This is a genomic window from Paraflavitalea devenefica, assembly GCF_011759375.1.
Lineage (GTDB): Bacteria > Bacteroidota > Bacteroidia > Chitinophagales > Chitinophagaceae > Paraflavitalea > Paraflavitalea devenefica.
Genome location: NZ_JAARML010000001.1, coordinates 1,748,218 through 1,761,422 on the forward strand (window position 1 = coordinate 1,748,218; position 13,205 = coordinate 1,761,422).

4 protein-coding genes are annotated in these 13,205 nt (G+C 47.0%); all 4 read right to left on the minus strand.

Annotated features, from left to right (window positions below; all coding sequences use genetic code 11):
- Positions 1–18: 18 nt before the first annotated feature.
- Positions 19–3,642 (minus strand): MBG domain-containing protein, encoded by a 3,624-nt coding sequence (locus HB364_RS07195; RefSeq protein WP_167287183.1) that lies wholly within the window; start codon positions 3,640–3,642, stop codon positions 19–21.
- A gap of 125 nt (positions 3,643–3,767) precedes the next feature.
- Positions 3,768–8,120 carry a gliding motility-associated C-terminal domain-containing protein gene (locus HB364_RS07200; protein WP_167287184.1) on the minus strand — a complete coding sequence of 1,451 codons (4,353 nt, stop codon included), beginning with the start codon at positions 8,118–8,120 and terminating at the stop codon, positions 3,768–3,770.
- A gap of 121 nt (positions 8,121–8,241) precedes the next feature.
- On the minus strand, positions 8,242–9,933 hold the full coding sequence (locus HB364_RS07205; protein WP_167287185.1) for a RagB/SusD family nutrient uptake outer membrane protein: 1,692 nt from the start codon (positions 9,931–9,933) through the stop codon (positions 8,242–8,244).
- A 12-nt stretch (positions 9,934–9,945) separates the two neighbouring features.
- Positions 9,946–12,966: a SusC/RagA family TonB-linked outer membrane protein gene (locus HB364_RS07210; RefSeq protein ID WP_167287186.1), complete on the minus strand. Its 3,021-nt coding sequence runs from the start codon at positions 12,964–12,966 to the stop codon at positions 9,946–9,948.
- Positions 12,967–13,205: the final 239 nt, after the last annotated feature.

Sequence of the window (13,205 nt, forward strand, 5' to 3'; positions counted from 1 at the left end):
TTGCTCTTTATAGTATGTTTATCGCTTTACAATCCTGATCACTGTGGCCGGCGCTCTGTCGTTGCCGGTAATGGTGATGAAATAAATACCATTACTAAACCCGGTTAGGTCGAAGGTTAACTGATTCCACCCCTTCCATAATTGCATTTTTTTCTGCAATACCTGCTGACCGAAGCTATTGGTAATGACAACACTTTGTCTTGCATTCTCCGTTAGGAGTGCTTTTACTGTGATGAGCCCCTTTGTAGGGTTAGGCTGCACTTTTGCTTCCGTTACCAGGTCTTTTTCTCCGCACAGTGATAGGTTTACTGTTTTGCCTACGGTAGTGACACAGCCATTGTTGTTGGTATAAGCGTATAGGATGTTTTGGTTGCCTGGTCTTAAGGTATCAATATGCCAGGTGTTGCCGCTTACACCGGGACCGGAAAATATACCGCCGGGTAAGGATGCACTGAGTGCTACTTTGCTTTCCAGGAGGCAAACAACATTCGGCAGGTTAATAACAGGCTTGTCTGTTGCCTTTACCAGTAGTTTCACCCCATCGGTATTTACTACCCTGCCAGGTGTTGTCAATACACAACGGTAATACAGATCAGTTAGCGGTGCCGTGATAAGCTGGGCTTCATCGGCGCCGGCTATATTGTTCCAGGTAGTGTTGTCGGTACTTTGCTGCCATTGATAAGTAAGCGGCGCCGACATGGAAGCTGTTGCACCGGTAGTAAGCGTAGCCGTAGATCCTGAACACACGGATTGACCGGCTGGTTGCTGATGAATGGTTATGATGGCGCCGGCGATGGTCAGTGTTCCGTTTGTCAGCTTAATATCATAGTTCTCTGCATCACCGCCACTAAGCAGGATGGGGTAAGTACCTGGCGCACTTGTTTTAGTTGCTGTGGTGTTGATGTTTGGAGCGGTAATGTCCTGCACATCATCATCACCGGCAAATCCTGTATAGTTGATGGCAAATACCGGATTGTCTGCACCATATTCTTTGATGGTATCCCTGACTATGGCCACCAGTTCTTTGCGACTAATAACGAGCAGGATGTCCATGTCTGGTGCAGGATCATAGGTAGCATCGCCGGGCTGGCTGATGATGATGCTTGCTGCGCCTGCTTTTTTGATCTTTATTTTCCACTTGTTATTGTCTAAAGGATCCTGGTAAAGCCTGACCGTATTGGTATCAAGCAGTGCATAGCTTACCGGTAAGCCTGAGCTGGCAACAGCCGTCAGCTCAAAGTCTGCATCACCATAGGTGCGGTAGAGATCTGATGCTGTAATGGTCTGGTCCGTGTTGCGTGATTCGAAAGCGCCCAGGTCAACCGCACTGCCGGTGAGGCGTGGCTTGCCAAGGAGGTCTTTGGTAATGCCGGACAGGTCGGGTGTTCCTCCTGCCTGGTAATAGCTATTGTTGCCTACATTGATAAACGGACTGGTGCTAAGTAATGTATAGTTGCCGGCTGATGGATTGGTAAACTGCGGATCAATGCTTCCTTCCGGATTGTGATTGGTGAGGTCTTCCGGCAAACCTTCCACCAGGGTGTAGGTGATGACGGGGGTACTGTTTATATCCAGATAGCCGGTACTGTTTCCATAAACAATGCTATTGCGTATGATTGGGTTGGAGGAGATGTTGGTGTAGCCTCCGCCTTCAACAAGCGCATTGTTATTGCTGATGGTTACATTGGTGAGTACCGGTGTTGACAGGTTGGCATTGAGCATACCGCCACCCTGGAACTCCGACAGATTATTAACCAGGAGCACGTTGGTGAAAACAGGTGATGATGTCTGATCGTTGTAGACGCCACCTCCATAGAACGGCGACTTATTGCCTTTGATGATCAGGTTGGAATATACCGGAGAAGACAGGTAGTTGTGTAATCCACCGCCTCCCAGTTTGGTGATGGGGTTACCATTTACTTCAAGATCATTCAGGACTTCGCTATCGCCGCCACCGCCTGTAACGGTAAAGCCATCCAGCACGGCCTCACCCACATCGCCGGAGGCGATCACTATGTGGCAGGCATTTTCGAGGTTGCCGGTGATGTTCAGGTCGAAATCGATACCAGTAATTACATCATTGTTGTTGTAATCACCACTTAAGATACTTCTGTTGGCTGTAAGCGACAGGTCTCTTGCTCCCAGGTGTGTTTCTGTACCTGCAAAGCCTCCATAGAGCTTCACGTTCTTCACCATCAGGAAGGCATTGTTCATTCCGTCTTCATTCCCGAAGTTATCATCTGCCGGGCTGTATAAAGGTTGATAGGTGCCGCCTGCTACCCAGATCTGTAATGGATTGGCGGCAGTCCAGTAAGTCTCTTTTGTTTTGGCCCACCGCAGCGCATCTGCTACTTCTGTCAGGGCATTGGCCCAACTGCTGCCATCACCGGGAACAGGGTTGTTTTTATTAACGTACAGGATGTTGTTCTCCGGAACGATTTGCTTTACATCCATGAGATAGTCTCCGATGGGTGCAGAGGTACAACCATTGAAGCTTATTTCTACCTGTACATTGTCATTATTAGAAGGGTAGTAAGTAAACAAATTATCAGGGGAAGATTGAGCGGTACTTCCATTCACTGTAAAGGTGTATTGGGAAAAACCTGGCGTGGCAGTAAAGGTTACCGGCGTTCCTGCCATGATCTGTCCGGAAGCAGAGTGGTTTAGGGTGGCAGGAACGTCTGTGATGACGCCAATTTTTAAACTGCCGAGCGTGGTATAGTGGGTGGCCGGACCGCCTGTTACCGGAAAGGTGAAGTAGCGGTTGGCAGGCGTTATTACGGGAAGCGCCGCACCTACGGGAGCCTGGTCTGGCTCATCCTGCCGGACCCCTGCATAGACAATATCGCCGGGATTGACACGGACAGGGAAAAAGAAGTTAAGCTGTATATTGGTATTGAGATCACTGGCAGTAGCATAAAAAGCATCGGATTCAGCTATAATATTTCCAATGTCATCCAGCAAGACACCTGAAATGGATTTGCCAATATTGGCGCTGTTATTGGACAGGTGTACTGTAACACCTTTAAATTGTAAAGGAATGCCCGGCGCCTGGTATCTGGCAGTAATGATACCGGTGCCAGATCCAAAGCCAAAACCATCATAGATAGGTTCTGTGCCTGTGTAGGCATAGGTATTACAGGTTATCTCCTGTGCAACCTGTTTTGTATTGTTGGTATTGTCATCATCATCCGGAACTTTCACCGCTACGGTTTGTGAACCGGCTGCCCCGACAGATGCTGTAAAGCTTATGGTAGTGCTGGCGCCTGCAGCAAGTGAGGGAATAACCTGCGTAAGGGTCTCACTGTTGGCGCCTGTTACATTCAGTTCAACAGTTACATCCACCTGGTCTTCGGTGCCGTTGTTTTTTATAACGGCTGTAATGTTGTTCTGATCGGACCATAACCTGCTCAGGGTACCCACTTCTACTATAACTTCCGCTACTTCCACATCATGTTGAAGAGGGCTGCCATCAGTGGCCTTTGCCTGTTTGGAAGCAGGGGTGTTCGAAGGCACTGGTGTTACCAAATACCTGGGATACGCCATGCTACAGATGGTAACCAGGGAAATGCCTGCAACAAGCGATTTGCCCTTGTTTTTAGAAAATTGCATTAAAGGGAAAAAGGGTACAAGTTTTATCATGGGAAAGGGGATTAATGGCCCCATATAACGCATTTCCGGGGCATTGTAACAGCTAACGAAGCCCAATATGATTATATTGTTCCATAGATGGGAAAGAGGGCAGGCAGGGCGGGGATCAGCCTTTTTTAGTGAACCAACATGACATGGCCTTTCCGGTAGGCTGGTTCACTTCCTTCAATGTGATAGCTGCATTGCCATATATAGGGACCATTGTCGCAGACTTTCCCTTTAAAGGTGCCATCCCATCCCTGATCCGGGTTAGTGGTATGGAATACCTGTTCGCCGTAACGGTTAAATACCTGTAACCTGAATTGGAGGGTAGGTCCATATACCAACGCCCTGAATATATCATTGCGCTGATCGCCGTTGGGGCTAAATGCATTGGGGATAAAGACGCCGTATAAACAATCTTTCTGAATGATCACGGTAGTGTCTTTGCCTGTACAACCTTTATTGTCGGTAACGGTAAGGGTATATACACCGGGCTTCTCTATTACGATGGATGAATTGCCGGCGCCCGTTGACCAGGTATAACTTCTATAGGTTTTATCAGGAACAAGTGTGAGCCTGGAATATTTACAAATGGAGTCAACTGATTTCAGGAAACCTGTGGGCGGCGGGTTCAGTGCGGTGATGTTTATGGTATCAGCGCCTATGCAGTTATAAAGGTTGGTAACAGTTACATGATAAAGCCCTATATCAGCAACAAGGAATGTGGAGTTGGAGCTTCCGTCCTGCCATTGATAGGATTTGAAACTTCCTGCATTCAACAGTTTCGGGCTGCCTGTACAAAGCTCCTGATCTGCACCAAGCATAACTACCGGTAAGGGGTAAGTTTGAAGTACAGCAAATGTATCGCGGGCAAAACATCCATTGGGGTCCTGGGCGGCGATGTAATATTGTCCGGGCTTTTTAATGGTGATAGCTGCTGCTGTGCTGCCGGTATTCCACTGGTATTGAAGATACCCGCTGCCTGCTGACAGTGTTATGGAGTCGGAGGCGCAGAAACTGGTATCTGCACCAAGGCTTACAGGACGTGGAAATAACAGTTGCACCTGTAAGGTGTCCCTGGCATAGCAACCATCCTGGGTTATGCCTTCTACCATGACAGCGGCGTTTTGAAGCGGTAATGCCTGTATTTGCTGTCCCTGCCCGATGAGCGTTGCGCCGGATTCCCAACTATAACCGGTAAAGCCGGGGGATGCTTCCACGGTAAGCGTATCGTTTTTACAGACTTTAACATCCTGCCCGAGGGTTAAGGCAGGAATAATTCCTTCGCTGATATAGATGGTGTCTGCTGAACGGTCGCCGCAGGTATTGGTTACTTCCACATAGTAGCGGCCCGGTTGTTTTACTTTAAACTCAGGTGTGGAGGAGCCATCCTGCCAGGTGTACTGTGCATAACCGGCGCCTGCTTTTAGCAGGATAGAATCGCCGGGACAGAAGGTAGTGTCATTGCCGAGCGTTAATGAAAAGGACAGGTTTTGTATGTGTAACTCTATACTGTCTTTAAATATTTTACAGCCTGTATTGAGTTCGCCTTTCAGCCATACCAGGCCGGTTTTTTTGAACCGGAGCACCACAGAGGTATCTGTTATTTTTTGTACAGCAGCAAAGCTGGTATCAAATTTCCATTGCGGTTTTATGGTGCAATTGGTATTCCTGCTGAACGGAATAGCATAGTCTGTATTGAGCTGACAGATGGGACCCGGATCTGTTATATCCAGGAAGGTGCATTCGGGCGTGGTATTGCAAACGATGGCTCCGAGGTTGAGCGCTGCGGTATCCGGCACAAGGTACATGCCATACATGGAAGGGAGATATGTACTGTTGAATGGCGTACAGGTGATGGCTGTTGTGTTGGGTGCTATTGTTGAAAGCCTGGGTTCCCTGGTGGTACCAATGCAGGTCCCTACTTCGCCCTCCTGGCCATATTTTATGAGGTAGGGATCGGCGTAACTGCCATTGACACCTCCATAGGAAAAGTTGCCTCCTGAATAGATGTAACCGCCATCACTTACGCCGAGGCCCCGGCTAAGGCGGTTCCGCTCCATTTGATATTCTTTTATAAACTGAACGTCAAGCGCTGTATCGAGCTTCAACAGTACTTCCTTATACCGATTGCTGCTGATATCATAATAGTTGTAATTGACATACAGGTGCCCATTTTTAACAATGGCTGCCCGCATGACAGAGCCGCCATCAGCAGAGGTGAGTATTTTTATGGGTTTGCCGACGGTATCGAAGGTAGTGACGAGTAGTACATTGTTCCCTCCTGCGTAGAAGATATGCCCGGCATCATAGGTAAGCGTGCGTTTGTGCAGGGAACCATCATTGTTTTTGGCGAAGGTATAGCTGTTGAGCAGTTGACCGGTCGCTTTATCCAGCCTGAGTGATACGCCATTGGTTGCTTCTGCCACGATGATGAGGCTGGAGGCGGTGGAGGTAGCGCTGATGGTACCGAGGTATACACTAGCGTTTATTTCATAAGATCTTGTCCACAGGTCATTTCCTGCTGCATCCAGTTTGTAAATGTATACTTTGGGTTTTTCCCAAAGGAAGCCGGATGAAGCACTTAGTATGTAATAGTTGCCTTCCGCATCTTTATGGACTTCTCCTATTCCCATACCTCCTGCGTAAAAACCGGTGGCAAAGAAGGTTTTGCTCCATACCTGCTGCAGGTCGTCATTGACGAGCGTTATATTATACCGCTCCATGTTGTTATAGGATGCGTTGGATACGAGCATGACATGCCGGTCATCTACCTGGAACGGCCGGAATGCCTGTGAATTGATGCTATTGTAGACATTTACCGCTTTTAAGAGGGCGCCTTTTTCGTCCAGTAATTTCAGGCCATAGGTAAGCTGGTTGATGCCTCCGAGGATGCGGTCATATTTGCTGGTAGCGATGAGTTGTTTATTGTCGCGCAATAAGTGATAGAAGTTTATATAATCTATATAGTTGTTTGACCGGAATGTTTTATAGTAGGTGCTGAGACAACTGTCTTCCAGCGGGTCCTGCGGGCAAAAGTATTTTTTACAATCAAAGGAAACTGTATAAGAAGCCGGGATGTCGGTACTCACGGTATTATTCTCCGCATTGGTCAGGTTGCTTTCAGTCGTTGTTGCCATGGTATTGGGCGTCATGTTGGCTTCCGTGTTGGTGACGCTTATTGTCTGGTATCCACAATCGGGCAATGTACCTATACTGTCTGTTTTGATCATGATGAGCTGGTCTGACAAGCCGGTATTAAGGCCAAAGAGGAAACCGCCATCAAAAGAGCGGGCGATGCCGGCGATGGAGGATGCACCTGTTACTGTGTATTGCCGGGTGAATTCCGGCGTAATGGCATAGTAAGAGAAGTGCTTAATAAATATGAGTTGTTCTGAGGCTGGCAGAAAATAGCCCAATGCATCACCGGCATTGTCCATTGCTGCGGAAGCTGTAAAATCCAACGCAAATGGCACCGGGTATTTTTGAGTAGTTTCATTAACAGCCGACACTGCGATGATGTTCCTGAAGCCGCTGTAGCCGGGGCCTGTGTTTTTGATGGCGCCTAATATGTTTAATCTTACGTTGAATGAGGTGGTGGCAAGGGCCCTGGTATCCTCATTGCCATTACCCTGTATGTATGTAGACAGCAGGTTACCGTTGCTGTTGCTGATCTCAAATACCTGTACGGCTGCTTTCCCATTGTACTGGCAGTTGGTAATGAGCCCTAATTTTCCATAACTGAGCGTACTGAAACCAACCAGCTCTGTTAATGAGGCAGGTGTTAGTCTTTTGTTCCATAGCTGGGCGCCTGATGGATTGTAGGCCCTGTGATTCACAGCACCGGAAAACTGTACTGCCATCGCCACGGTTTCGGTTGTTTCCTCGAACAGGTCGAGTGTGACCTTTACCGGTGGTTCAGCTTCTGCTACAATCTTTATCCATACTGAGGACAGGTCTTGTTTGAACCGGGCCAGGAATGTAGTGTTGCTGCCATCGCTGAAGAAGCCTGCAATATAGAAGTCTCCCGAGAGCGCGATCTTTGCATCGGTGATGGTAACAGGCCCGTTATTGATCCTGATCCTTTTTTGAGTAATGATAGCCCCGTCGTTGGAAAGTACGATCAAAAGCCCTTCTTTGGTACCGTTGCTGAGGGTGATGGTGCCTGCAGCGAGGTAACTGTTGTCGGGAAATGTTTGCAGTTTTGCCAGTGTTATTTTTTCTCCTGTGGCGGCTGGTATGCGTAGTTTGAATGTGCTGTTGTTACAGGCAGCGGCATTTGTGCGCGTATTGCCGGCTTGTATGGGATTGTTCCAACCTGCAGGCAGTATGGCCGGTTGTTTATTCCTGATGAAAGAGTCGGGTTGTGCAGGTTGGGGTACAGGTGGGCTTTTTAGTGTCTGGCCCCCGGCGTGAAACAGGAAACAGTTCAGCAGGAAGCTCAGCACAAAAAACTTACCCATTACCCGCGGGGCGAATCGGGTCATGTACCAAATATATGTAATTTTTACGTGGTTGTATAGCGGTTAGGGTGCTGCGCACTGCGATAAAAAAGGCTGCTTCCCGGCAGGGAAGCAGCCTGATATGCAAAACAAAGATTATGCGTGCTTAATAGCTATCGTTCTGTTTCAGGTAATCTTTCAGGCTACTGGCGCCATCCATTGCTGCTTGTGGAATGGGGAAGATCCTTTTCTTCGGGTTGGTATTGGTTTTTTCGGTCCAGGTACCTTCGTATTTGCCAAAACGGATCATATCTGTTCTGCGCAGGCATTCCCAATAGAATTCAAATCCTCTTTCACGGAAGAGTGCATTAAGATCTATAGAAGTTAATGCGGGAGGAGCCTGGCGGGCAGTGCGGGAGGCTCTTACGGTATTGACGTCTGCCAATGCTGCATTTGCGTCGTTGCTTTTTCTAAGCTTCGCTTCTGCACGCATCATGTAGATATCTGCGAGGCGGAGGATAACAATATTGGCTTCGCCAAAGTTTCTACCACTTACCGACTTACGGCTGAACATGTATTTAGATACCCTATAGCCGGAGGGGTAATTGCTGCCTTCGAGGGTGAAATCTACTTTTTCGGTAAAGTAAACAGGTAAGGTAGGTTTGGACCTTGAGGCGTGAAAGAGACTATCCACCAACATATCTCCGTTGGGACATTTAAGGAAGACACCATCCTTTTTCTTGAGCCCATACTGTTGACCTCTGAGAATGCCCCTGTTGATATAAAACTGGGCAGCGGGTACACAGTTATTGGCTGGGTCAGAATACCGGGAGAGGTTTTCCTTGTAAAAGCGGGGATCAATTTTGGGATCATTGGGAGCGTAGAAATCGGCCCAGCTTCTGTAAAAATCAGGAGTAATGGCAGGTCCGTCGGTTCCATTGGCGCCTACGTAATCGGGTAAGGGGAACTGATCACCAGAAAGGGAGAAGTAAGCCATACGGTTATGGCCATTGAGGTCGGAACGCTGATCAACAGCAAAGACAATTTCCTTGTTGGTATTGTTGTTGTCATCAAAAAGAGCAAAATATTCGGGCGAAAACTGGTAATTGTTGGTGCCGATGATCTTATCACAATACTCAATTACCTTGTCCATGTCTTCGCTGGCAAAGTTGAAATTAGGGGAATAAATATCTTTGTAAACAGCGGCATTGAGGTGTAACCTTGCGAGCATACCCCATACAGCGGCTTTAGACATTCTGCCATGTGTTTCATTGATCGTTGGCAGGTCGGCTTCAGCGGCGAGGAATTCGCCCTTTATGTATTCAATGGCTTCACTGCCTCTCAAGATTTTTGAGAGCTGACCGGCATCATCTTTGGTAAAGATCAATCCAAAAAGATCAAGGCTAAGCATAGAATAATAAGCACGCATGGCCCTGGCCTCTGCTATAAATGTTTTGGCAGAAGGATCATTTACTTCAGGTAATTGATTAATGGCACTGATCGATCTTGATATAGATTGAAATAGTAAGATCCATGTGGCATTGATATTTTTGTCGGATGTGAGGAATTCATGTTTATGACTGGTAATATAAATACCTCCATCATACCAATCGGTACCTCCGCGATAAGGGAGTATAGCCTCGTCAGTAGGTATTTCCTGGAGGGCAAAGTAATTGGTGTGCAGAAATATGTCCGGGAGCTTTGCATACACGGGGGCTATAAGGCTTTCGGCAATCTGCTTTTGTGTCATGTTGGCGACAGATGATTCATCCAATATCTGCTCGTTCAATTTAGTGCATCCTGTGATGCTAAAGAGGCAGGTTATTATAATGGGGAGTATATTAATTTTCTTGTTCATAACAAATTTGTTTTAGAGGGTTACATTAAAACCAAGGAGGAAAGACCTGGCCCTGGGGTAGCTCTGGTAGTCAATGCCATAAGATGTGATGCCGTTGCTTGCCCTGTCGGCGTTGACATCCGGATCATATCCATTGTACGGCGTAATAACAAACAGGTTTTGACCAGTAAGGGATATGCGCATGGCTGAAACCCATCTTGACAGACCTAAGGCTTTGGGATTAAAGTTGTAACCGATGGTCAAATTGTTCAGCCGGATATATTTTCCATCTTTGAGGTAACGGGAAGAAACCTCTGTTTGGTTGCTGTTTACTTCTTTTGGCTGTGAGAGCGCCTCTGCAGTGGTGTTAACTCCCTTTGCAAGCTGGGTCCTGTTAAAGATAGCGTTGGCTGTGAGGTCGTAGATCTTATTGCCGGAAACGCCATTGAAGTTAGCCGCAAGATCAAAGCCTTTATAACCGAGGTTGAAATAAGCGTTATACATGATTTTGGGTAATGCAGAGCCTAATGCAACACGGTCCTTATCGGCAGTAACTGAACCATCACCATTTACATCCCTGAAGATATTCTTGCCATTTGCATCGATACCAAGAAATTCCTGCAGATAGAAGGTGCCGATCGGTTGACCGTTTACAAATCCATTGATAGCAACTTCAGTAAGACCGGCAGTATTGGCGATACCCGTATTGATCACCGTGAAGGGAGAATTTTTTACTTCATTATCAATAAAGGTAATGTTACCTCCTATTGAATAGAAGAAGCCACCGGATGTGGTATGACGATAATTAAGGTCGGCTTCAATACCCTGATTGATGATGTTCATACCCTTGACGTTGGTCCAGGTGGTAGGAGCTGGTTGAATAGGGTCGCCTGCCCTTACTTCTACGAGAATATTATTCGACACCTTCCTGAAGTAATCGATAGTACCACTGAGGGCGCCTCCCATGAGCTCAAAGTCGAGCCCAAGGTCTGTTTGGTTGGAAACTTCCCATTGAATATCGGGGTTAGCCAAACGCACAAAAACAGTTCCAATGGGATAAGCGCCGGTAGGATATAATGGATAACTGGCCCCGGCTGAATTGTCGGAGTTGTATAATGCCTGGGTAATTTTGGAAGGAATTTCCTGGTTACCTGTTTGTCCCCACCCTGCGCGAAGCTTGAGGTTATAAAAGGGGCTATTCTCCAGGAATTTTTCCTTTGATAGTATCCACGCACCGGAGAAGGAGGGGAAGATACCGTACCTGTTGTTGCTACCAAATTTAGAAGAACCATCAGCACGAAGTGTAGCAGTAAAGAGGTATTTATCATTATACTGGTAATTTACCCTTCCAAAGAATGATTGCAATTCGTTGATGGTAGCATAACCGGATGGCCTGTTACCAACAAGGGTTAATTCCTGACCGAGACCGGGGTTATACATTGGCTCTATATCATTGATCGGGAATTTATTGATATTTGTGCCTCTTCCCTGGACAAATATTTTCTGATACGAATGACCTGCCAGTGCAGTGAGTTTGTGCCGGTTGATCACTGTGGCATAGGTAAGATAGTTTTCGACCAGGTAGTTGCGATTATACGTATTATATGTTTCCAGCCTGCCATCACGCAGTGGCACTGCGTAGGGTTTGAATTGAATATCGCGGGTGCCGGTAGAGTTGTCGATACCGAAGTTGAGTTTGTAGGTAAAGCCTTTGAGGATAGTGAGTGTTCCGCTGATATTACCCAGTACACGGTTAATGGTGGTAAGATCTTTTTCCAGTTGGAGTACAAGCAATGGATTGGTGCCACTTTCGAAGGTATAAGGTTTACCATCTGGTCCGTAGGCTGGTATGGTAGGGTTGGTGGAAAGTGCGCTGCCAACGAGCGTGCTGATATTGGGACGTGCATTAACAGTGTTGCTGGCGCTGAGGTTTACATCAATGACCAACCTGTCTTCGAGCAGTTTCTGAGACATGTTCATGCGGCCGTTATAGCGTTTCAGCTCATTGTTCTTTAAAACACCTTCCTGTAATTGCATGCCGAAGGAGCCAAAGTAGGTAAACTTGTTGGAGCCGCCGGAGAGGCTGATATTATGATTCTGCGTAAAGCCGGTATGGGTGATCTCTTTCTGCCAGTCTGTATTGCCGCCAAAATCATCGAGGTCACCACCGAGTGCAGTCACCTGTTTTTTGTATTCTTCAGCGGAAAAGACGGGGAGGGCCCTGGCCATTTTGCTGAGTCCGGCACCAAAGGAATAATTTAAGGAGGTTGCGCCCGCCTTGCCTTTTTTAGTGGTAACAATGATGACCCCGTTAGCGCCTCTTGCACCGTAGATGGCAGTAGCAGAAGCGTCTTTGAGTACGTCCATAGACTCAATGTCCTGCGGGTTAAGGAAGGCGAGCGGGTTGATGGCGCCGCCTGTACTGGAATTATCGAGGGCAATTCCATCTACAACGAAAAGGGGGGTGCTTCCTGTTCTGACACCACCGGGTCCGCGAACGGTGATGTTTGTCATAGCGCCTGGTTCGCCGCTGGCGGTTGTTACTGTTACACCAGCAACCTTACCCTGTAACAGTTGCTCCGGAGAGGTGATGATACCTTTATTGAAGTCGGCGCTTTTTACTGATTTTACAGCGCCGGTTACATCACGTTTGGTGGATTTGCCATAGCCTACTACCACAACTTCCTCCGCAGTATTGGAGGATGATTGTTCCAGTTTCACTTCCAGTGTAATGTTGCCGGAGGCGTCGGGCTTGTTGCCGCTTACTACTTTTTCGGCATAGCCTACATGCGAGAAGGTAAATGTGTAAGTACCGTTTGCATCGAGGCCTTTAAATTCGAATGATCCTTTACCATCTGTTTGTGCAGATCGTTTGAACTGAGTTTTTTCACTGGCTACCACGACCGTGACACCGGGCATGGGAGCAGCTGATTCATTGACTACAGTTCCTTTAGCAGTTGTTTGGGTTGTTTGGGTAAATGCAGTCGCATACATAAGCAGATGCGTCAATAGCAGTACACCCCACCTGGTAACCCGTGGGTAGAATAGTTTCATTTGACTCTAATTTAAATTAGGTAGCAAAGTTGTTAGATTTTGGGGGCCATCCCCCACTAGTTTTGGTTATGAATACATTAAGTTAGTGATAACTAAATATTATCTTTTATCTTGTTACGAAACCGGTTTCGTGAGCGCAAGAGTCCGTTGGTCAGCTCATATATTAAACTTGATAAGATATTTGCTAAAAACCTTGTTTTATAGAATGATGCGTTTTTCTCTATATTGAGATTTGAATA

Coding starts and splice junctions, on each gene's coding strand:
- HB364_RS07210 (WP_167287186.1), bottom strand. CDS start 12,966: ATGAAACTATTCTACCCACGGGTTACCAGGTGGGGTGTACTGCTATTG.
- HB364_RS07200 (WP_167287184.1), bottom strand. CDS start 8,120: ATGACCCGATTCGCCCCGCGGGTAATGGGTAAGTTTTTTGTGCTGAGC.
- HB364_RS07205 (WP_167287185.1), bottom strand. CDS start 9,933: ATGAACAAGAAAATTAATATACTCCCCATTATAATAACCTGCCTCTTT.
- HB364_RS07195 (WP_167287183.1), bottom strand. CDS start 3,642: ATGATAAAACTTGTACCCTTTTTCCCTTTAATGCAATTTTCTAAAAAC.